This is a genomic window from Streptomyces sp. NPDC033178, from assembly GCF_055577685.1.
In genome coordinates this window covers 50315-71062 of sequence record NZ_JBVIPT010000026.1, presented here as the reverse complement: position 1 = coordinate 71062, position 20748 = coordinate 50315, and the positions used below count along the sequence as shown (strand labels likewise).

Genomic DNA, 20748 nt, shown 5'->3' with positions numbered 1-20748 from the left:
AAACATCCGCGCCGCGCCCGTGCTGGCCCACGGAGGTATTGACTAGTTCTATTCAGGAGATCAGGATGTGAATATCGACTGAATGACCGGCACCACCCGGAGCACTCACCAGCCGCCAGGAGGCAGACCATGTCAGGACCCCGCCCCGTCCGAGCACCGCGCGGTACGGAACTGAGCGCCCTGGGATGGCAGCAGGAAGCCGCGCTGCGGATGCTGCAGAACAACCTCGACCCCGAGGTCGCCGAGCACCCCGACAAGCTCGTCGTCTACGGCGGCACCGGCAAGGCCGCCCGCGACTGGCGCTCCTTCGACGCCATGGTCCGTACGCTGCGCACCCTCAAGCAGGACGAGACGATGCTCGTCCAGTCCGGCCGGCCCGTCGGCGTCATGCAGACCCACGAGTGGGCCCCGCGCGTCCTCATCGCCAACTCCAACCTGGTGGGCGACTGGGCGAACTGGGAGGAGTTCCGCCGCCTGGAGGCCCTCGGCCTCACCATGTACGGGCAGATGACGGCCGGCTCCTGGATCTACATCGGCACCCAGGGCATCCTCCAGGGCACCTACGAGACGTTCTCCGCCGTCGCCGCGAAGAAGTTCGGCGGCACCCTCGCGGGCACGATCACCCTCACCGCCGGCCTCGGCGGCATGGGCGGCGCCCAGCCGCTCGCCGTCACCATGAACGACGGCGTCGCGATCTGTATCGACGTCGACCCGCGCGCCATCGAGCGCCGCATCGAGCACCGGTACCTCGACGTGAAGGCCGACTCCCTGGAGCACGCCCTCCAGCTCGCCGTCGAGGCCCGCGACGCCCGCCGCCCGCTCTCCATCGGACTCCTCGGCAACGCCGCCGAACTGCTGCCGCGCATGCTCGCCGAGGGCGCCCCCGTCGACATCGTGACCGACCAGACCTCGGCCCACGACCCGCTGGCCTACCTCCCCGTGGGCGTCGACTTCGACGACATGGCCTCGTACGCCGCGAAGGACCCGGCCGGGTTCACGACCCGTGCCCGCGAGTCCATGGCCCGGCACGTGGAGGCCATGGTCGGCTTCATGGACGCCGGTGCCGAGGTGTTCGACTACGGCAACTCCATCCGGGGCGAGGCCCAACTTGCCGGTTACGAGCGGGCGTTCGCCTTCCCCGGCTTCGTCCCCGCCTACATCCGCCCCCTCTTCTCCGAGGGCAAGGGCCCCTTCCGCTGGGCCGCCCTGTCCGGCGAGGCCTCCGACATCCACAAGACGGACAAGGCGATCCTCGACCTCTTCCCGGAGAACGAGTCCCTGCACCGGTGGATCAAGCTGGCCGGCGAGCGCGTGCACTTCCAGGGCCTGCCCGCCCGTATCTGCTGGCTCGGCTACGGAGAGCGGGACAAGGCGGGCGAGCGGTTCAACGACATGGTGGCCGGCGGTGAGCTGCAGGCTCCCCTCGCCATCGGGCGCGACCACCTCGACTGCGGGTCCGTCGCCTCTCCCTACCGGGAGACCGAGGCCATGCTCGACGGCTCCGACGCGATCGCCGACTGGCCACTGCTGAACGCTATGGTGAACGTGGCCTCCGGGGCGTCCTGGGTGTCCATCCACCACGGTGGCGGTGTGGGGATGGGGCGGTCCATCCACGCCGGGCAGGTGTCGGTGGCGGACGGTACGAAGCTGGCCGGGGAGAAGATCCGGCGGGTGCTGACGAACGACCCCGGGATGGGTGTCATTCGGCATGTGGACGCCGGGTACGACATCGCGGAGTCGGTCGCTGACGAGCGGGGCGTGCGGGTTCCCATGCGGGAAGGCGAGTCCGCGTGAGCCTGCCGTTCGGTGGAGAGCGGGACTCCTCTTCCCCCACCCCGCCCCTTCCCGAAACCATGGGCTCTGCCCCTGGACCCCGCCGGGGGCTCCGCCCCCAGACCCCCGATCGGCCTGAACGGCCTCGTCCTCAATCGCCGGACGGGCTGAAAATGCCTGGAGCGGACTCGAAGGCTCAGCCGCGCTCAGCGCCTCCCTCCTTCCACGACATGTGGCGGCAGCTGCAGCCCATCGGGCGCCACCCCGACTCCGGTGGCTACCGGCGGTTCGCCTGGACCGGGGCCGACCGTGACTGCCGGGACTGGTTCGAGGAGCAGGCCCGGACGCGGGGACTGACCTACGAGCTGGACCGGAACGGGAACCAGTGGGCCTGGCTCGGGGACCCCTCGGCCGGGGACGCCGTGGTCACCGGGTCCCACCTGGACTCCGTCCCGGACGGCGGCGCCTTCGACGGCCCCCTCGGTGTCGTGTCGTCCTTCGCCGCGCTGGACGAACTGCGGAGCAGGAACCCGGAGTTCACCAAGCCCCTCGCCATCGTGAACTTCGGTGACGAGGAAGGGGCCCGGTTCGGGCTGGCCTGTGTGGGGTCCCGGCTCGCGGCCGGGGAGCTGACCGTCGAGCAGGCGCGGCAGCTCCGGGACGGTGACGGGGTCAGCCTTCCGCAGGCCATGGAGGCCGCCGGCCACGACCCGGACGCCATCGGGGCCGACCCCGAGCGCCTGGCCCGGATCGGCGCGTTCGTCGAACTGCACGTCGAGCAGGGCCGTGCCCTCGACCTCTCCGGCGACCAGGTCGGCATCGCGAGCGCCATCTGGCCGCACGGGCGGTGGCGGTTCGACTTCCGGGGCGAGGCCAACCACGCGGGGACCACCCGGCTCGTGGACCGCCGCGACCCGATGCTGTCCTACGCCGAGACCGTGCTCGCCGCCCGGCGGGAGGCGCGGCTCGCGGGTGCCGTGGCGACCTTCGGCAAGATCTCGGTCGAGCCGAACGGCGTCAACGCCATCCCGTCCCTCGTGCGCGGCTGGCTCGACTCCCGCGCCGCCGACCAGGCGACCCTCGACACGGTCGTGAGCGGCATCGAGAAGGCCGCCCGCGAGTACGCCGACGAACACGGGGTCCAACTGGACATCGTCAGGGAGTCGTTCACCCCCGTCGTCGAGTTCGAGCACGCCCTGCGGGACGAGATCGCCCGCATTCTGGGCAGGGAGAAGGAAGCGGAGCTCAAGGTCCCCGTGCTCGGAACGGGCGCGGGACACGACGCCGGGATCCTCTCCGGATCCATCCCCACCGCCATGCTGTTCGTACGCAACCCCACGGGCGTCTCGCACTCGCCGGCCGAGTACGCCGCCGAGGACGACTGCGTGGCCGGGGTGACCGCACTCGCCGACGTACTGGAAGGGCTGGCCTGCACGTGAGCGCGCGAGGCACGACCTACTGGCTGGAGCACGCCTGGCTCGACTCCTTCGTCGAGCCGGGCGTGGCCCTGGACGTGGACTCGGAGGGGCGGATCGCCGCCGTCCGCACGGGCGTCGACGGCCCGCCCCCGGGCGCCGAGATCCTGCGCGGGCTGACCCTTCCCGGTCTCGCCAACGCCCACAGCCACGCCTTCCACCGCGCCCTGCGCGGCACCGTCCAGGTGGGCTCAGGAACCTTCTGGACCTGGCGCGAGATCATGTACTCCTTCGCGGACCGGCTGACCCCGGACACGTACCACGCGCTCGCCCGTGCGGTGTACGCCGAGATGGCCCTCGCCGGGATCACGGCCGTCGGCGAGTTCCACTACGTCCACCACGCGCCGGGCGGCACCCCGTACGCCGACCCGAACGCGATGGGCGAAGCCCTCGTCGAGGCCGCCGCCGAGGCGGGCATCCGCATCACCCTCCTCGACACCGCCTACCTCGCCGCCGGCCTCCTCAACAAGCGCACCGGGCAGCCCCCGAACCGGCACCAGCTCCGCTTCTCCGACGGCACCGCGGAGGCCTGGGCCGAACGCTGTTCAGTTCTCAAGGACCGGGATCACGCACGGATCGGGGCCGCCATCCACTCCGTACGGGCCGTGCCCGCGGGGCAGTTGGAGACCGTGGCGCGGTGGGCCGAGGAGCGGCGGGCCCCGCTCCATGTGCACCTGTCCGAGCAGACGGCGGAGAACGACGCCTGCCTGGAGACGCACGGCTGCACGCCGACCCGGCTGCTCGCCGACCACGGGGTGCTCGGCCCGCGCACCACGGGCGTCCACAACACCCACCTCACCGACGAGGACATCGCGCTGCTCGGCGGCTCCACGACCGGCACCTGCATGTGCCCCACCACCGAGCGCGACCTCGCCGACGGCATCGGACCGGCCGTAGCGCTCCAGCGGGCGGGCTCGCCGCTGTCCCTCGGCTCCGACAGCCACGCCGTCATCGACCTGCTCGAAGAGGCACGCGCCATGGAGCTGAACGAGCGCCTGCGCACCCGCACCCGCGGCCACTGGACGGCGGCGGCGCTCCTTCGCGCCGCCTCCGCGGACGGTCATGCGGCCCTGGGCTGGGACGACGCGGGCACGCTCGAAGCCGGCGCGCTCGCCGACTTCACGACGATCGCGCTCGACTCGGTCAGAACAGCGGGGCCGGTGCCGCGGCTCGGCGCCGAGACGGCTGTATTCGCGGCGACCGCGGCGGACGTGCGCCACACGGTAGTGGGCGGCCGCCATGTCGTACGCGACGGGGCCCATGCCCTCGTGCCGAACGTCCCGCGGGCCCTGGCCGACGCCGTCGAAGCCCTGCGCGCCTGATTCCCGCCCCTGTCCCCAGCCCGAGCCCCGACAAGGACGCCATGAGCAGCACAGGCAGCACCACGAACGGCACGACGACCGTCATCACCAACATCGCCAGTCTGGTCACCAACGATCCCTCCCTCGGTGACGGCTCCCCCCTCGGTCTGATCCAGGACGCGGCCGTCGTCATCGACGGCGACCGCATCGCGTGGACCGGTGATTCAAGAGAAGCACCCGCCACTGACAATCGGGTCGACGCCGGTGGCCGCGCGGTGATCCCGGGCTTCGTCGACTCCCACTCGCACCTCGTCTTCGCGGGCGACCGCACCCAGGAGTTCAACGCCCGGATGTCCGGCCGGGCCTACAGCGCCGGCGGCATCCGTACGACCGTCGCCGCCACCCGGGCGGCGAGCGACGAGGAGCTGGAGCGCAACCTCACCCACTACCTCGCCGAGGCCCTGCGCCAGGGCACGACCACGTTCGAGACGAAGTCCGGCTACGGGCTGACGGTCGAGGACGAGGCCCGGGCCCTGCGCATCGCGTCCGCGCACACCGACGAGGTCACCTACCTCGGCGCCCACATCGTCTCCCCGGACTTCGCCGACGACCCCGCCGCATACGTCGCGCTCGTCACCGGCGAGATGCTCGACGCCTGTGCCCCGTACGCCCGTTGGGTCGACGTCTTCTGCGAGAAGGGCGCCTTCGACGGTGACCAGGCTCGCGCGATCCTCACGGCCGGCAAGGCGAAGGGTCTGCACCCGCGCGTCCACGCCAACCAGCTCTCGTACGGCCCCGGAGTGCAGTTGGCCGTGGAGCTGGACGCCGCCTCGGCGGACCACTGCACCCACCTCACGGACGCGGACGTCGACGCCCTCGCGAGCGGTGACACCGTGGCGACCCTGCTCCCCGGCGCGGAGTTCTCCACCCGTGCCGAATGGCCGGACGCACGCCGCCTCCTCGACGCGGGTGCCACCGTCGCGCTCTCCACCGACTGCAATCCGGGCTCGTCCTTCACGTCGTCCGTGCCCTTCTGTATCGCCCTGGCCGTACGGGACATGCGCATGACCCCGGACGAGGCGCTGTGGTCGGCCACGGCGGGCGGAGCCCGGGCACTGCGCCGCACCGACGTCGGCCGCCTCGCCCCGGGCGCGTACGCGGACCTCGCGTTCCTCGACGCTCCGAGCCACGTCCACCTGGCCTACCGGCCGGGCGTACCGCTGGTCGACCAGGTGTGGCGGCGGGGCGTACGCGTGGCCTGAGGCGAGCCCGGGCGGGCCGGTCACTCAGCCCGCCTTGGCCACTCGGCCTGCCTTGCCCTTGGCCCCGTACATCAGCCGCCGCAGCACCGCCTCGGCCGGGCCCCTGCGCCCCGCGCGCTCCAGGGCGTACGCCCCCGCCACCGTCAGCAGCCAGACGCCGACCGCGAAGAGTGCCATGGTCCAGCTGGACAGGTGCTCGCCGAGGCCGAGGCCCCAGGCGGCCAGCGCCGGCGCGAAGAGCAGCGAGTGCGCGAGGTAGCAGGACAGGGACCGCTTGCCGACCGCCGACACCGCGGCGACGACCGTGGCGCCGGCCCCAAACCCAACCCCAACACTCGTACCCGCCCCGGCCCTCGCAACCTGACCCGCACCCGCACCCCCACCCGCACCCCCACCCGCACCCGCACCCGCACCCGCACCCGCACCCGCAACTGCACCCTCACCCTCACCCACCCGCGCCCCGCGACTGCTCCACCAGTGCACGAAGAGCGCGACGGCTGCGACGTAACCGAGCCCGGCGGCGTTGCCGGTGACGTCCCGGAGCAGGGTGAGGGCCCCCTCCTCGCTCTGCGCGTCGGCCGGTACGTCCAGGGCGCCGACGTGGGCGAGCGCGGCGGGCAGGGCGCCGAGCCAGCCGACAGCGATGCCGATGACGGCCGTGCGGCGCAACAGGGTCCGATGGCGTCCCGGCTCCTCCAGGACGCGGCGGCGGGCCGCCCAGAAGCCGAGCAGGAAGACGACGTACCCGCCGCCGACCAGGGCCAGCGCAGAGGCCAGGAAGGTGACGAACAGCCCGGTCTCCAGCCGGGTCTGGGCCGCCGTGAGCCAGTTCCCCTCCTGTGCCGCGTACGCCATGAAGCCGGGCTCCGCGCCCGCGTCCCCGAGCGTGCCCAACTCGCCCCGGAGCAGGGCCGACACGACGGGCTGGGCCGCGAAGAACACGATCAGTACGGCGCCGACGCAGATCCACCGCTTCAGGGCGCGCTCGCTCCGCCGCAGGAAGACCAGACCGAGGACGAGGCTCAGCACTCCGTAGTAGCCGACGATGTCGCCCGCCATCAGCAGGGTGGAGTGCAGGAGCCCGATGACGATCAGCCACAGACTGCGCCTGCGCAGGATCCTGGCGGCACCCCGCTCGGAGTTGCCGGCGGCGGTCTGCCGGAGGAAGAGCTGCATCATCCCGTAGCCGAAGAGGAACGCGAAGAGCGGATAGACCCGCAGGTCCAGCACCATGATCATGGTGAACTGCACCGCGTGGTCGAGCCATGAGCCGTCCGCGGGCTGCCAGCCCGAGGGCCCGCGCCGGGCCGCCCAGAGGTGGAAGGCGGTGTTGGACAGAACGATGAGCAACAGCATGATCCCGCGTGCGAGGTCGGGTGCGAGCGCCCGCTCCTCGGCCCGCACGCCCCCGCGTCGCACCGGCGTCTCTTCGCTCGTGGTCGTCATGACCCCAAGCTAGGAAGCCCGTGACCTGGTCGATATCGGTCGGCGGTCCAGCACCGACCGACCAAGGGATGACACCGAGCCGGAGGACCGCGACCAAAGTCGCCGCCGAACGCCCCCCTCGGTCAGAACCCGGCGAGGAATCCCGGCGAGGCACCCCGGCCCGGAATCCCGGCCCGGAATCCCGGCCCGGAATCCCGGCCCGGAATCCGGGCCCGGTGTCCGCCCATAGGCTCAGGCAGGCCCCGCCCCCGCCCGCCACAACTGCTCAGTCCGTTCCGTGTCCGGGGCCAGGTCCAGGCCGTCGTCGCCGTACGGAGTCAGCGCGTGGTCCGGTGCGACGGCCGGGCGGATCGCGCCGTCGGCGGTCACCGCGAACCGCAGGTTCACGGCGTTGCGGCCGCCGAGCGAGTCGCACTCCCAGATGCCCACGCCGTCGTCGGTCGCGCCGCGGCTGTCCAGACAGAAGTCGGGGTCCGCGTACGACTGCAGCGCGCCCCGGTCGGTGTCGACGCGCCAGCGCTGGGTGCCGGACGAGGAGCACGGTGCCGTGATGACGTCCGTGCCCTTCTCCATGTCGCCGTCCAGGATGTCCAGACAGCGGCCGGTGGAGCGGTTCACGACCTGGGCGTAACTGCCGTTGGGAGGCGGCGCCGGGGCGGACGGCGGGCCGGACGTCGGGTGGGACGGGCTCGGGGAGGCCGACTTCGACGGGTGCGAACTCTTCGTCGGGGACGGGGACTTGCCGCTGCCCGTGGGGGACGCGGACGGTGCCGTGGGGACCGTGGCCGTCACCGTGACCGCCGGCGGGGGCACCGGACTCCCCGCGTTTCCCGCCGTGTCGGGCCCTGAGCCGCCCGAGGGGACGAGAAAGAGCAGCAGCGGGACCAGGGCGACCCCGAGTGCCGCGGAGGCCAGCACGAGGCGACGGGAGGGCGGCCAGGCCGCCAGGGACCCCCAACTGGCCGACTCCGTCCGGGCGGTGGCGCGCGAGCGGGCCGCCGCGCCCGTGCCGTACGCCGTGCCGCCCCACGGCAACAGCCCCTCGGCCAGGCCCGTGTGCGGGTCGTCCCGCAGCGCGGACAACTCCTCGTACGCGGTGGCGCAGTGCGCGCACTCGGCCATGTGGGCGCGCAGATCCGTGCTGTGGCGCGGGCTGTCGGGGCGTACCGACTCCTCGATCAGCCGGCGGAAGTCCTGGCAGCGCGGATCGCCGGAGGCGGCGAGATGGCTCTTCAGGAAGGATGCGCGCAGTGCCTGGAGCGCGGGCTCCGTTCCGTACGTCACGTCCTCGCGAGTGAGTCCCAGGAGGCCCGCCGTGTTCTCCTCGGGCTCCTGCTCCACGATCCCGTACCAGGCGAGGCCCTGGACCCGGGAGGGGAGCGACCGGAAGGCGTCGAGCAGCGGTGGCGTCGGGCCCTCGGGACCGGCCGTGCGCAGCCTCGCGAGCAGCCCTGGGTCGAGCCGGCCGGCCCGTTCGTCCCCGGCCCATGTGACGGCCACCCGCCCCGCCAGCAGCAGGAGTTGGTGCCGCCAGGGACCGCCCGGGTCGGAGCCGCGCGCGGTCTCCTGGGCCGCCAGGGCGAACGCCCGGTCCGTCAGCTGCCGCGCCGCGGAGTCGACGGTGGTGCACAGGCGGGCGTACGCGAGGACCGCCGGCCGGTGGCGCACGCGCAGTTCGCGCAGTGCCGCGTACGCGGTCTTGGTGTCCGCGCGCAGCAGCTCGGTGAGCCGCGCGTCGGCCGCACCCGCGTGCACGCCGCCCTCGCCCGCGCCCCCGTTCCCGGCGTCATCGCCGGTTCCCTGCCCCTCGCCCCGAACCATCCACGTGCCTCCCTGCACCCCCGTGCCACCCCCGCCGGACAACTGACATACCAGCCAGTTTGGTGGGTGACCATAGTGATGGAAGGTGAACAGTGAAGAAAGGGGTTCCCGTGGGTAACTCGGGGGATGCGGGGGCACGGACCCGGGCGCTCCGAGGGCGTGAAGCGGCGAGATCCGCGTGCCGGAACCCGCGTGAGCCGCGGGCGGGAGGCGCGTGATCCGCGGGCGCGAACCCGTGTGACCCGAGGGCAACGCACTCGGGGCCGGGCCGGATCATCCGGCCCGGCCCCGAGCGCACACCTACGCGCCTCGTGCGCCGGTACGACCACGCACCCTGCGCGGTCGTGCGGTGGTGGTGGCGACGGCGACCGTCACTCCTCGACGGTCAGTCCCCTCCGCAGCCGCACCAGCGTCCGCGAGAGCAGCCGCGAGACGTGCATCTGCGAGATGCCGAGTTCGTCACCGATCTCGGACTGGGTCATGTTGGCGACGAACCGCAGGGAAAGGATCTGCCGGTCGCGCGGCGGGAGTTCGGCGATCAGCGGCTTCAACGACTCGACGTACTCGATGCCTTCGAGCCCGTGGTCCTCGTAGCCGATCCGGTCCGCCAGCGCGCCCTCGGAGTCGTCCTCCTCGGGCTGGGCGTCGAGCGAGCTTGCCGTATAGGCGTTCGACGCGGCCATGCCCTCGACGACCTCGTCGTTCGACAGGCCCAGACGTTCCGCCAGCTCTCCCACTGTCGGAGCGCGGTCCAGTTGCTGCGCGAGTTCGTCGCCCGCCTTGGCCAGGTCGAGGCGGAGTTCCTGCAGTCGGCGCGGTACCCGCACGGACCATGAGGTGTCGCGGAAGAAGCGCTTGATCTCGCCGACGATGGTCGGCATCGCGAAGGTCGGGAACTCGACGCCACGGCTGAGCTCGAACCGGTCGATCGCCTTGATCAGGCCGATCGTGCCGACCTGGATGATGTCCTCCATCGGCTCACTGCGGGAGCGGAACCGGGAGGCGGCGAACTTCACCAGGGCGAGATTGAGTTCCACCAGGGTGTTGCGTACGTACGAGTACTCGTGGGTGCCTTCTTCCAGCGACTCCAGCCGCTCGAAGAGGGTCTTGGACAGGGCCCGTGCGTCCACTGGCCCGACCTCGTCGAAAGGCGGGATCTCCGGAAGTCCGGCGAGGCCGACGTTCTCGTCGGCGGACTCGTCTTCCAGTCGTTCCAGAGGGGGTGTCGACGTCGCCCTCTGGGTCTGCGATGCGTCGAGCCGGGGTGACATGATGTCCTCCATCGTTCTCGGCATATGGCTGCCGATGCCAATACGTGCACTGCGGTGTGCGGCGCCTCCAAAGCCGGCCGTGTCGAAAACTGTCTCTACTAGCCCTACCCGCTTTCGCGACTCTCTCGCAAGTGTGTTTCATGGAGAAATGTCCGTTTCTTGGCGGTTGTTCGGGTGTTGAAGGGTGCAGGGAAGGCGTAGGGTTCGAGGGCGTATCAACAGCCACGACGGTCGGAAGAGAGACACGGCATGGACCGCGGGACGGTCGGCAGCGCACAGTCGGGCCGGCTTCTGGTCGAGGTGCGGGAAGAGGGCGCTAGCGCCGTCGTGACCCCGGCCGGTGAGTTGGATCACCATACGGCGGATCTACTGCGTGAACCCATCGAGGAATGCCTCGACCGCGGGTTCGCGCGCCTCGTCGTGGACTGCTCGCGGCTGGAGTTCTGCGACTCCACGGGGCTGAACGTGCTGCTCGGTGCCCGGCTGAAGGCCGAGGCCGCGGGCGGCGGGGTCCATCTGGCGGGCATGCTGCCGGTGGTGTCCCGGGTCTTCGAGATCACCGGGGCGGAAGCCGTCTTCACCCTCCACGACACGCTCGAAGAGGCTCTGAGCGATCCCGGGTCCGACGGGTCCGAGGCGGGAAAACCCGAGCCCGACCGGGGCGAGTAGTCGCCGCGCGGCACTCCTCTGAGGCAAAGTTATGCCTCGGTTGTGTCCGTGTGATCAGCGCGTTACCAGAGTCACAGCATCCATGCCGAATAAGTGGGTGTTCTGACGGTTCGGTCGGGCAGGAGACATCCTGAATATGTCAACAGACCGAACGGCAAGCGCGCGGCAGTCCCCGGACGACTCCCGGATCCCGAGTGTCCCTGAGCTTTCCGAATGTCCTGAATGTGCTGAGTGCTGAGTCTTGAATCGTGAACTGGTGAATCGGTGAGGTGAAGCGCTGATGAGCACCACCCGGCCTTACCCGCCGGGCGACCGCGGCCCGGAACCGGGCGACGGCGGCGCTTCCGGGACGCCTCCGGGCGGCACGCCTGTCGTGCGTCGGGCCCGTCGGCTGAACTTCGACGGCGCGAGCGGAGTCGTCCCGCTCGCCCGCGACTTCGCCCGTCAGGCGTTGTACGAGTGGGGCTGGCTGCCCGCGGCCACCGCCGACCAACGGGCCGCGGCCGAGGATGTCCTGCTGGTCGTCTCCGAGCTGGTCACGAACGCCTGCCTGCACGCCGAGGGTCCGGACGAGCTCTCGATCGCGTGCGAGAACAAGGTGCTCCGCGTCGAGGTCTCCGACCGGGGGACGGGTCAGCCCGCTCCGCGCACCCCGCACCGGGCCGGCCGGCCCGGTGGTCACGGCATGTTCATCGTGCAGCGGCTGTGTCTGGACTGGGGTGTGATCCGTACGAACGGGGTTGCGGGCAAGACGGTCTGGGCGGAGCTCGGGGCGCCGGCTTAGCGCTCGGCTTGGTTTGGCTGATTGGCGTGGCCTGCGGTTTCTTGCCTGCGATGCGTTGTGGCTGGGCGCGCCCTGCGGCGGAGCCGCACATGTCACCGCCCCGCGCCCCTTTGGGGCGCGGTCGAGCCGCAGCCAGACATTGCCGGACCTGCGTAGGGCCAACCTCCTGGCCCCTCTGGGGGTTACCCGCGGTTCGGGTTCTTCCCCTTCCCTCACTTGATGCGCGCCGGATCCCCACGGATCGGGCGCGCACTTTGTCTTCCCTCGGCAAGGCCCCGGGCGTACCTTGACGGCCGATCTGATGTGCCGTCAGGAACGCCATCAGGAAAGCCTTCAGGAATGAGGGGACCGTGTCATACCGGATGTACCCGAAACGAACCGCCGCGCTCGCGTCCGCCGCGGCTCTGGCCGGCTCGGCGGTGCTGATGGCCGCCCCCGCTGCCCGGGCCGACGTGGTGGACGTCAACTACCAGTGCAAGACACCCATCGGTGACAAGTCCGCCGTCTCGCCCATCGACATCAAGGGCGTCAAGAGCGGCAGCGGCTACCAGATCACGATGACCTTCGAGAAGGGCGTCTCGTCCAGCCCCGTCGACCTGGGCAAGGGCGCGATGAACCCGAGCGCCGTCATCAAACTGGGCGGCGCCGAGACCGGCACGCTGGCGGTCAAGGGACCCGCCAACCCCGAGACCGTGCCCGCCAACACCCCGATCAAGATCACCGACCTCACGGGTACGTACACCCCGAAGAAGACCGGCAAGGTCACCTTCACGCCGGGTGTGCTGACCATCAAGGCCCTCGGTACGACGACCACGTGCACGCCCTCCAACAGCCCGAAGGTCTCGCTGACCCTGGACGTCACGGCGGCCGGCGGCGGAACCACGGGCTCCTCGCAGGACGCCCCCGCGGGCGGCGAGGAACTCCCGCAGACCGGCCCCGAGGACTCCGCGATCGCCCTCGGCACGCTCGGCGGCACGGTGCTGCTGGCGGGTGCGGCGGGAGTGCTGTGGCTGACCCGGAGGAACCAGGCCCACCGCTGACCCGCACGTCTCGTACAAGTGCGCGGCCCGTGCGAACCGCACGGTTTGCACGACCTGCACGTCTCGCACGACCCGCCCACCCGTCGCCCGACCACCGCCCCTCAACGAGGCGCTGCGCGCCGCCCCCTCTGGTTTCGGAGCCGCCGATGCCGTTCGTACCGCCCGCCGCCCGTGTGCTCTGTCTCGCCGCCGTCGTACTTCTGGCCGTCGCCCCCACCGCCGCGGCCGACGGCGGCTGGTCCGTCGTGCCGTCGGCGGGCGGGCGGGACTCACGGCCGTACTTCTACGCGGAGGGCGCACCCGGCACGGTCCTGCAGGACACGGTGTCGGTGCTCAATCCGGGCGGCAGGCCGCTCACCGTACGGCTCCGGGGTGCGGACGCCGACAACACGAGGAGCGGCGGATTCTCCGTGCGGACCAGGGCGACGGACACCGGTGCCTGGATCACCTTCGCCGAGCGGACGGTGCGGATCCCGGCCCGTACCCGCGCGGACGTTCCGTTCACCGTGAGCGTCCCGGCGGGCGCCACGCCCGGCGACCACCCCGGCGCGATCGTCGCGAGCGCCGCGGGCCGGACCGCGGCCGTACGCGTCCATCTGCGGGTCGCGGGCCCGACCCTCTCCGCGCTCACCGTCGAGCACGTGCGGGTCACCGGCGGGCGCATCTCGTACGAACTGGTCAACCGCGGCACCACCGTGCTGACGCCGAAACTCGCCGTACGTGCCGAGGGGCTCTTCGGTGAGGTGCTGGACCGGGCCCCGCGCACCCTGCCCGTCGAACTGCTCCCCGGGCGCCGCGTCGCGCTCACCGAACCCTGGCCCGACCCGCCCGCGATCGACTCCGTCGACGTCGAGGTCACGGTCACCGCGGCGGGCGGGGCTCACGACGAGGCGGGCGCGTCGGCCCGGTTCGTGCCGTGGGGATCGGTGGCGGGCACGGCGGCCGGGCTCGCGGTGTGTGCGGCCGGCGGCCACTGGTTCGTACGACGTCGTAGGCGGCCGCGGGAGACACCGGACGCCGGACAGCCGCGTACGGAAGTCGAGTTGACGGGAGCGGTGACGTGAGCGCGAAAACAGGGGTGCGGATTCCGGCGGTTGTCGTGGTGCTCGCGCTCGTTCTGTTCCCCATGGCGGGGGCGACCGCCTCGGCGGCGGAGAAACCGGTGGTCAAGCTGTCCAAGTCCCAGGCGGGAACGGGCGGTTCGATCACCGTCAGCGGTACGGGGTGGCGGCCGAACGCGCTGCTGATGATGCTGATCTGCGGGCAGTCCTCGACCGACCGGGGTGTGATCGGCGGGACCAACTCCTGTGCCAACGCGGACGGCCGGGCCGTCACGACCGACGCGAAGGGCGCCTTCAGCAAGAAACTGCCGGTCGCCGAGCCGCCCAAGCCGTGCCCCTGCGTGGTGCACGTGGCGACGGTCACCGGGGAGAAGGCGGAGGCGGACGCCCCGTTCCTGGTCGCCGGTCACGATGTCGAGCCGCTGCCCAAGCAGGACAGCGGCGGACGGCTCTCGGTGCTCACCGACACCCGGCTCGACGGGTCGAGCGGCCTGCTCGCCTGGTTCGGCGCGCCGCCGTCCCGCAAGCTCGTCTTCACCGTCGGCAACGTCGGCACCAACGCCGTCAAGAACCCCGTGTTCCAGGTCGGCACCTCCCACGGCGTGTTCGCCCCGCAGTGGGAGGAACAGCAGTGGCGCGGCACCATCAAACCCGGCGAGAAGGAACGGATCACCCTGCCGGTCGAGCTGACCGCCGGCGCGCACGGCGACTACACGGTCTCGCTCAAGTTCGGCGGCAAGGTGCTCGCCGAACAGCCGTGGGGCGTGGGGCGCCCGTGGGGCGTGACGCTCTTCTGGATCCTGGTCTGCGTCGTCGTACCGGCCGCGCTGTTCCGGATCGGGATGGCCGTGGTCGACCGGATGCGGCCGCGCGGATCCGCAGGACGCGGCGGCGGGCGCACAGGGCGCTTCGCGCGACCGGGGCGTCCCGGCCGCGGTGCGCACGGTGTGCGGCGCGGCGGTCTCCGGCTGCCCGAAGTCACCCTGCGGATGCCGAAGTTGAGTCTCCCGTCGGCCTCACCGGATGAGTCCGAGGCCGACACCACGACGCGTGCGCGATCCCGTACGAACCCGACCCTGCCCTGGTTCACCCCGGACACCGATCCGGGGGCGGCCGAGGCCGATCCGCTCTCCGCACCGCACGAGAACAGTCCGACGACCCCCACCAGGAAGGGAAACACGTGAGCACGCAACGGAGAGTCCGGCCGGGGCCGAAACGGCCCAGAGGCAGCCGGAGAGCGGGCGCGGCCGGGGTCGCGATGATGCTCGGCGGTGCGGGAGTCCTGCTGGGCGTGGCCGCGGCGCCGGCCCAGGCCGCCGAGGTGTCCTACGCGACCGACTGCGTACCGCCTCCGGTCTCCGGGCTGCCGACGGTCAAGGGCACCACCAAGGTGGAGATCACCGCGCCGGCCACGGCGAAGGTCGGTGACGAGGTCGAGGTGGTCTGGAAGTTCACGCAGGCCGCGTCGAAGAACCCCGACCTCATCGACCTGCCCGCGAACTCGGTCCAGCCGTCCGGCACCCTCAAGGCGGCCGGCGCGCAGGCCGCGTCCATCGCGATGCAGGGGCCGCGCGAGAACCCGGCGATCCCCAAGGGCGGGGCGATGGTCCTGTCCGACATGAAGGGCAAACTGAAACTGACGACGGCGGGTGAGGTGACGCTGACGCCGGACGCGTACGCCATCAACGTCATGTCGACGGACACGAAGTGCACGCCGACGGAGACGGTGAAGCCCGCGGCGACGATCAAGGTCACGGCGGGGGAGGGGACTCCGCCTCCCGATCCCACGGATCCCCCTGATCCCACCAGCCCGCCGCCGACGAGCGGCGAGCCGACCCCGACCGAGAGCGAGACCGGGGGCAGCGACACGGGCGGTACCACCGGTGGCGGCGGTGAGACCGACTTCACCGGCAAGGAGGTCAAGATCCCCTACGCGTGCAAGACGCCGATCGGCGACAAGAACGCGACCTCTCCCGTGCAGATCAACGCCAAGAAGGACGGCGGGAGTTATGCCCTCACCGTCCAGTTCAAGGGATCCGTGATGGACAGCCCCGCCGACATCCCGGCGGACTCGGTCAAGCCGTCGATGGAGGTCGTGCTCGGCGGTGCCGACAAGGGCACGGTCCATGTCGAGGGGCCGACGAACCCCGAGGCGATCAAGTCCGGGGATCCGATGGTGATCTCCGACATGACCGGCACGTACAAGCCGGGCGCCGATGGTGAGTCGACGCTCTCGCCGGGTGTGCTCACGGTGAAGGCGCTCGGGACGACCACGACGTGTACGCCGGAGAAGTCCGAGGTGTCGTTGACGCTTGACACGTCGGCGCAGCCGGGTGGCGCCGCGGGCGGCTCCGCCGGGGGAGCCGGGACGTCGGGAGCCGGTGGGTCCGGTGACTCCGGCGGAGGGCTGGCGGACACCGGGGCCGATGACAGTGGGGGGTTGCGGGCGCTCGGGTTTGTCGCCGGGACCGCGATTCTGCTCGGTGGGGCCGTGTTCACGTTCATGCCTCGGCGGCATGGACACGCTTCGCGTCGGACGCCGTAGGGGTTGAGCGTCGCGGGGAACTGCGGGCCCGTTGTGGCCGGTCGCGCAGTTCCCCGCGCCCCTGAAGACTGCGCAGTTCCCCGCGCCCCTGAAGACTGCGGAGTTCCCCGCGCCCCTGAAAGATTGCGCAGTTCCCCGCGCCCCTAAGAACCCATCATCGGACGTCCCCCATCAGGGACTTGACCTTGTTGCGGTACATGTAGACCGCGACGCCCGCGATGACGGCGAGGGTGGCCTCCAGCGCGACCACGCCCATGCCGTTGAGGTCGACGCCCGCGATGGAGAGCAGGCCCGTCGTGGCGTCGCCGGCGGTGACGGCGAGGAACCAGACACCCATCATCTGGGAGGCGTACTTCGCGGGGGCCATCTTCGTGGTGACGGAGAGACCGACCGGGGAGATCGTCAGCTCGCCGACGGTCTGGACGAAGTAGATGGCGACCAGCCACATCGCGGCGGCCTTGTGACCGCCCTCGGCGATCGACAGGGGAGCCAGGAAGAGGAAGAACGACGCGCCGACCAGGACCAGACCCGAGGAGAACTTCACGATCGTGCTCGGCTCCCGGCCGGCGCGGTTCAGCGCCAGCCAGGCCCAGGCGAAGACCGGGGCGAGGGCCATGATCAGCACGGGGTTCACCGACTGGTACCAGGAGACCGGGAAGTCCCAGCCGAACACGCTGTTCTCGGCCGACGACTCGGCGAAGATCGACAGCGTGGAGCCGCCCTGGTCGTAGATCATCCAGAAGACGGCCGCGGCGATGAAGAACCAGATGTACGCGGACATCTTCGACTGCTCGACACGGTCCAGGGACTTGTCCCGCTTGATACGGGCGATGACCCAGACCGGGATGACCAGGCCGAGGACCGTCAGCGGAACCAGGATCCAGTTCAGCGTGTAGTGGCCGGAGAAACCGACGACGGAGTAGAAGACCGCGGCGACGGCCAGCCACAGCAGACCCTTGCGCAGCGTCGAGGCCTTCTCCGCGGCGGACAGCGGCGTCGGAACGACGTCGGAGCGCGTGTCGAGGTGGCGGCGGCCGATCAGGAACTGGACCAGACCCAGCGCCATGCCGAGCGCGGCGAGCGCGAAGCCCAGGTGCCAGTTGACGTTCTCGCCGATGGTGCCGATGACCAGCGGCGCGGCGAACGCGCCGAGGTTGATGCCGATGTAGAAGACGGTGAAGCCGCCGTCACGGCGCGGGTCGTCCGGGCCGTCGTAGAGGTGGCCGACCATCGTCGAGATGTTGGCCTTCAGCAGACCCGAGCCGATCGCGACGAGGCCGAGGCCGGCGTAGAAGGTGCCGGACGAGGGCAGCGCCAGCGTCAGGTGGCCGAGCATGATGACCAGGCCTGCGACGGCGACGGTCCTGCGGGGGCCGAGCACACGGTCCGCGAACCAGCCGCCGGGGAGGGCGAGCAGGTACACGAGCGACAGGTACACCGAGTAGATCGCCGTCGCGGCGGTCGCGCTCAGGTGCAGGCCGCCGGGTGCGACCAGGTACAGCGGGAGGAGTGCCCTCATGCCGTAGTAGGAGAAACGCTCCCACATCTCGGTCATGAAGAGAGTGGCCAGTCCGCGGGGGTGGCCGAAGAAGGTCTTCTCGGAACCGGGGGTGCCCGGAGAGACCGAGTCCTTCGTCAGGCTGGACGCCATGGTCGTTCCTTGCTGGTCGGGACGCGCTGCAGAGCGTCGCGCGCCCGGTGGGGGAGGCGGCCGGCACCGGCGGGGAGGGCCGTCCCGCCCCACGCCCACGGGGAGAGTCCGCTCCGGATCGTCGGAGCGGTGGACGGCGACCACCGGGATCCACGCCCCGCACGCGTCCTCGCGCTCGGGGCCCGGCCACAGGTCATTCCTTTCAAGGCTGGTAGACACCAGCCCGCACACAAAAGAGACCTTCGGCGTCAAGCTCCCGCCAAAGGTCCCTGCGTGGTGCTACAGGCGTCTGGTCACCATAAGGCCCCACGGCATGGCATTGCCGCATATGACATGACTTGAGAGATGGATCACAGGTATGGATGGAACTATGCGCCTGAATCGAAGGCCGTTCATAGATTTACATCCCTAACCCACAGGGTTCCATCGTCCGCGCGGTGCGGGCGAATCACGGGTGTCGATCACCCTGTCTGCACTGGTCCGCAGCGGACTACCATCAGTTCATGACCCGAGTACTGCTCGCCGAGGACGACGCGTCCATCTCGGAACCCCTGGCCCGCGCCCTGCGCCGGGAGGGGTACGAGGTCGAGGTACGCGAGGACGGCCCCACCGCGCTCGACGCCGGCATCCAGGGCGGCATCGATCTGTGTGTGCTCGACCTCGGGCTGCCCGGCATGGACGGCCTGGAGGTGGCCCGGCGGCTGCGCGCCGAGGGGCACACCGTGCCGATCCTCATCCTGACCGCGCGCGCCGACGAGGTGGACACGGTCGTCGGCCTGGACGCCGGCGCCGACGACTACGTCACCAAGCCGTTCCGCCTCGCCGAGCTGCTGGCCCGTGTCCGGGCCCTGCTGCGGCGCGGCGCGGCCGAGCCCCAGCAGCCGCCCGCCACGCACGGGGTGCGTATCGACGTCGAGTCGCACCGGGCCTGGATGGGCGAGGAGGAGCTCCAGCTCACGGCCAAGGAGTTCGACCTGCTGCGGGTTCTCGTCCGGGACGCCGGGCGGGTCGTCACGCGTGACCAGCTCATGCGTGAGGTGTGGGACACCACGTGGTGGTCGTCCACGAAGACGCTGGACATGCACATCTCGTGGTTGCGGAAGAAGCTGGGCGATGACGCGGCGAATCCGCGGTACATCGCGACGGTACGTGGAGTGGGTTTCCGCTTCGAGAAGAGCTAGCCGCTGTTGCCGGGCGGCTGGTCGTGCCCACGATGGGGGGTCCCCCCGGTCGAGCGAAGCCGAGAGTGGGGGAGGAGCCGCAGAGTGTGACGGTCCCGCGCCCCGTGCGGGGTGTGGCCCCAGCCCTGATTGATCAGTTGCCCGGAGGGGCCCGTGCGTCGCCGTCTCATCAACTCCACTCTGGCCGTCGTGCTGGTCGTGATCGCCGTGTTCGGGGTCTCGCTCGTCATCGTCGAGACCCGCACGATCAGCAACAGCGCCCAGGAGCGGGTGGACTCCGAGGCGGTGCGGCTGGTGAGCATCGTCGACAGCCGCATCCTCGGTGACGAGCTGATCAGCGCGGGTGTCCTCAAGGACCAGGTCACGGGCGACCGGTACGCGCGCATCGAGATCCCGGGCCGCCCCGACATCCACATCGGTGACAAGCCCACCGGTGACGTCATCAAGTCCACCCGCAAGGGAGAACAGCGCGAGACGGTCACGGTCCAGGAGCCCAGTTCCGCGGTCACCCGGGAGGTCGGCCGTACGCTCCTGATCATCGCGGCGGTCGCCCTGCTCGCGGTGGTCGCCGCCGTGCTTCTCGCGGTGCGCCAGGCCAACCGGCTCGCCTCCCCGCTGACCGACCTCGCGGAGACCGCCGAGCGGCTCGGCTCAGGGGATCCGCGGCCGCGCCACAAGCGCTACGGCGTCCCGGAGCTGGACCGGGTCGCGGACGTCCTGGACGGCTCCGCCGAGCGCATCGCCCGCATGCTGACCGCCGAGCGGCGCCTTGCGGCCGACGCCTCGCACCAGCTGCGTACGCCGCTGACCGCGCTGTCGATGCGGCTGGAGGAGATCACCCTCACCGACGACCCGGACATCGTGAAGGAGGAGGCGACCATCGCGCTGGGCCAGGTCGAGCGCCTCACGGACGTGGTCGAACGGCTCCTGACGAACTCCAGGGACCCGCGCACCGGCTCCGCCGTCACCTTCGACCTCGACGAGGTCATCAAGCAGCAGCTCGCGGAGTGGCGCCCGGCCTACCGCAACGCGGGCCGCGCGATCGTCAGCTCCGGCAAACACCATCTCCAGGCCGTCGGGACGCCCGGAGCCGTGGCCCAGGTACTCGCCGCGCTGATCGAGAACTCCCTGATGCACGGTGGCGGCACGGTCGCGCTGCGCACGCGCGTCACCGGCAACCAGGCTGTGATCGAAGTCACCGACGAGGGGCCCGGTGTCCCGGCCGATCTGGGCGCCCGGATCTTCGAGCGGGCCATCAGCGGCCGGAACTCCACGGGGATCGGGCTCGCCGTGGCCCGTGACCTCGCGGAGGCCGACGGTGGGCGCCTGGAGATGCTCCAGGCGCAGCCTCCGGTGTTCGGGCTGTTCCTGTCGCGTACGCCGCTCAAACGGCCGCAGGACGGCGAGGAGGAGACGGTTCGCTAGCGCGCGGCGACTCGTCGTTGTGCGGGAAGCGCCGTGGGGAGCT

At 71.1% G+C, this 20748-nt stretch carries 16 protein-coding genes; 12 read left to right on the top strand and 4 right to left on the bottom strand.

Going from position 1 to position 20748, the window contains the following annotated elements:
- Positions 1-129 precede the first annotated feature (129 nt).
- The 4 genes from hutU to hutI all read left to right on the top strand — a co-directional run bounded on the left by hutU (position 130) and on the right by hutI (position 5811).
- A complete protein-coding gene (gene hutU, locus ACZ5VQ_RS43735) occupies positions 130-1794 on the top strand; it encodes a urocanate hydratase (RefSeq protein WP_469109871.1) in 1665 nt (554 codons plus the stop codon).
- Positions 1795-1946: 152 nt separating this feature from the next.
- Positions 1947-3212: an allantoate amidohydrolase gene (locus ACZ5VQ_RS43730; RefSeq protein WP_469109870.1), complete on the top strand. Its 1266-nt coding sequence runs from the start codon at positions 1947-1949 to the stop codon at positions 3210-3212.
- The gene (locus ACZ5VQ_RS43725; RefSeq protein WP_469109869.1) at positions 3209-4570 is read left to right on the top strand and encodes a formimidoylglutamate deiminase; all 1362 of its coding nucleotides are present in this window, start codon (positions 3209-3211) and stop codon (positions 4568-4570) included. The genes ACZ5VQ_RS43730 and ACZ5VQ_RS43725 overlap by 4 nt, the downstream gene beginning before the upstream one ends.
- Before the next feature lie 41 nt (positions 4571-4611).
- Positions 4612-5811, top strand: coding sequence for an imidazolonepropionase (gene hutI, locus ACZ5VQ_RS43720; RefSeq protein ID WP_469109868.1), 1200 nt, complete (start codon positions 4612-4614; stop codon positions 5809-5811).
- 24 nt (positions 5812-5835) lie between these two features.
- On the opposite strand, the gene ACZ5VQ_RS43715 is transcribed toward hutI, so the two are convergent.
- The 3 genes from ACZ5VQ_RS43715 to ACZ5VQ_RS43705 form a co-directional block, all read right to left on the bottom strand.
- Entirely contained in the window at positions 5836-7257 is a 1422-nt protein-coding gene (locus ACZ5VQ_RS43715) for a DUF418 domain-containing protein (protein WP_469109867.1), read from the bottom strand.
- Between the two features lie 231 nt (positions 7258-7488).
- Positions 7489-9078 (bottom strand): ricin-type beta-trefoil lectin domain protein, encoded by a 1590-nt coding sequence (locus tag ACZ5VQ_RS43710; protein ID WP_469109866.1) that lies wholly within the window; start codon positions 9076-9078, stop codon positions 7489-7491.
- A gap of 371 nt (positions 9079-9449) precedes the next feature.
- Positions 9450-10349, bottom strand: coding sequence for an RNA polymerase sigma factor SigF (locus ACZ5VQ_RS43705; protein WP_055614815.1), 900 nt, complete (start codon positions 10347-10349; stop codon positions 9450-9452).
- Between the two features lie 249 nt (positions 10350-10598).
- On the opposite strand from ACZ5VQ_RS43705, the gene ACZ5VQ_RS43700 reads away from it, so the two are divergent.
- The 6 genes from ACZ5VQ_RS43700 to ACZ5VQ_RS43675 all read left to right on the top strand — a co-directional run bounded on the left by ACZ5VQ_RS43700 (position 10599) and on the right by ACZ5VQ_RS43675 (position 16448).
- A complete protein-coding gene (locus tag ACZ5VQ_RS43700; RefSeq protein WP_362072010.1) occupies positions 10599-11018 on the top strand; it encodes an STAS domain-containing protein in 420 nt (139 codons plus the stop codon).
- 280 nt (positions 11019-11298) lie between these two features.
- Complete coding sequence (locus ACZ5VQ_RS43695) at positions 11299-11802, top strand: ATP-binding protein (RefSeq protein ID WP_143639095.1); 504 nt, start codon at positions 11299-11301, stop codon at positions 11800-11802.
- A gap of 362 nt (positions 11803-12164) precedes the next feature.
- Positions 12165-12842, top strand: a complete 678-nt coding sequence (locus ACZ5VQ_RS43690; protein ID WP_469109904.1) for an LPXTG cell wall anchor domain-containing protein — start codon at positions 12165-12167, stop codon at positions 12840-12842.
- 146 nt (positions 12843-12988) lie between these two features.
- Positions 12989-13906, top strand: coding sequence for a COG1470 family protein (locus ACZ5VQ_RS43685; RefSeq protein WP_469109865.1), 918 nt, complete (start codon positions 12989-12991; stop codon positions 13904-13906).
- 62 nt (positions 13907-13968) lie between these two features.
- The gene (locus tag ACZ5VQ_RS43680; protein ID WP_469109903.1) at positions 13969-15087 is read left to right on the top strand and encodes a neocarzinostatin apoprotein domain-containing protein; all 1119 of its coding nucleotides are present in this window, start codon (positions 13969-13971) and stop codon (positions 15085-15087) included.
- A 77-nt stretch (positions 15088-15164) separates the two neighbouring features.
- Positions 15165-16448 (top strand): hypothetical protein, encoded by a 1284-nt coding sequence (locus ACZ5VQ_RS43675; RefSeq protein ID WP_469109902.1) that lies wholly within the window; start codon positions 15165-15167, stop codon positions 16446-16448.
- Between the two features lie 154 nt (positions 16449-16602).
- Here the strand turns inward: ACZ5VQ_RS43675 and ACZ5VQ_RS43670 are convergent, their stop codons facing one another.
- A complete protein-coding gene (locus tag ACZ5VQ_RS43670; protein ID WP_469109864.1) occupies positions 16603-18099 on the bottom strand; it encodes an oligopeptide:H+ symporter in 1497 nt (498 codons plus the stop codon).
- A gap of 503 nt (positions 18100-18602) precedes the next feature.
- Here ACZ5VQ_RS43670 and ACZ5VQ_RS43665 point away from each other — a divergent pair.
- Both ACZ5VQ_RS43665 and ACZ5VQ_RS43660 read left to right on the top strand, forming a co-directional pair.
- Complete coding sequence (locus ACZ5VQ_RS43665; protein ID WP_055614806.1) at positions 18603-19280, top strand: response regulator transcription factor; 678 nt, start codon at positions 18603-18605, stop codon at positions 19278-19280.
- A gap of 153 nt (positions 19281-19433) precedes the next feature.
- Positions 19434-20705, top strand: a complete 1272-nt coding sequence (locus ACZ5VQ_RS43660; protein WP_469109863.1) for an ATP-binding protein — start codon at positions 19434-19436, stop codon at positions 20703-20705.
- Positions 20706-20748 lie beyond the last annotated feature (43 nt).

What these genes read in the sequence shown, in the direction of transcription:
- ACZ5VQ_RS43665 (WP_055614806.1), top strand. Translation starts at nt 18,603, where the DNA reads ATGACCCGAGTACTGCTCGCCGAGGACGACGCGTCCATCTCGGAACCC.
- hutU (WP_469109871.1), top strand. Translation starts at nt 130, where the DNA reads ATGTCAGGACCCCGCCCCGTCCGAGCACCGCGCGGTACGGAACTGAGC.
- ACZ5VQ_RS43710 (WP_469109866.1), bottom strand. Translation starts at nt 9,078, where the DNA reads ATGGTTCGGGGCGAGGGGCAGGGAACCGGCGATGACGCCGGGAACGGG.
- ACZ5VQ_RS43730 (WP_469109870.1), top strand. Translation starts at nt 1,947, where the DNA reads ATGCCTGGAGCGGACTCGAAGGCTCAGCCGCGCTCAGCGCCTCCCTCC.
- ACZ5VQ_RS43715 (WP_469109867.1), bottom strand. Translation starts at nt 7,257, where the DNA reads ATGACGACCACGAGCGAAGAGACGCCGGTGCGACGCGGGGGCGTGCGG.
- ACZ5VQ_RS43680 (WP_469109903.1), top strand. Translation starts at nt 13,969, where the DNA reads ATGGCGGGGGCGACCGCCTCGGCGGCGGAGAAACCGGTGGTCAAGCTG.
- ACZ5VQ_RS43685 (WP_469109865.1), top strand. Translation starts at nt 12,989, where the DNA reads ATGCCGTTCGTACCGCCCGCCGCCCGTGTGCTCTGTCTCGCCGCCGTC.
- ACZ5VQ_RS43675 (WP_469109902.1), top strand. Translation starts at nt 15,165, where the DNA reads ATGCTCGGCGGTGCGGGAGTCCTGCTGGGCGTGGCCGCGGCGCCGGCC.
- ACZ5VQ_RS43690 (WP_469109904.1), top strand. Translation starts at nt 12,165, where the DNA reads ATGTACCCGAAACGAACCGCCGCGCTCGCGTCCGCCGCGGCTCTGGCC.
- ACZ5VQ_RS43700 (WP_362072010.1), top strand. Translation starts at nt 10,599, where the DNA reads ATGGACCGCGGGACGGTCGGCAGCGCACAGTCGGGCCGGCTTCTGGTC.
- hutI (WP_469109868.1), top strand. Translation starts at nt 4,612, where the DNA reads ATGAGCAGCACAGGCAGCACCACGAACGGCACGACGACCGTCATCACC.
- ACZ5VQ_RS43705 (WP_055614815.1), bottom strand. Translation starts at nt 10,349, where the DNA reads ATGTCACCCCGGCTCGACGCATCGCAGACCCAGAGGGCGACGTCGACA.
- ACZ5VQ_RS43695 (WP_143639095.1), top strand. Translation starts at nt 11,299, where the DNA reads ATGAGCACCACCCGGCCTTACCCGCCGGGCGACCGCGGCCCGGAACCG.
- ACZ5VQ_RS43670 (WP_469109864.1), bottom strand. Translation starts at nt 18,099, where the DNA reads ATGGCGTCCAGCCTGACGAAGGACTCGGTCTCTCCGGGCACCCCCGGT.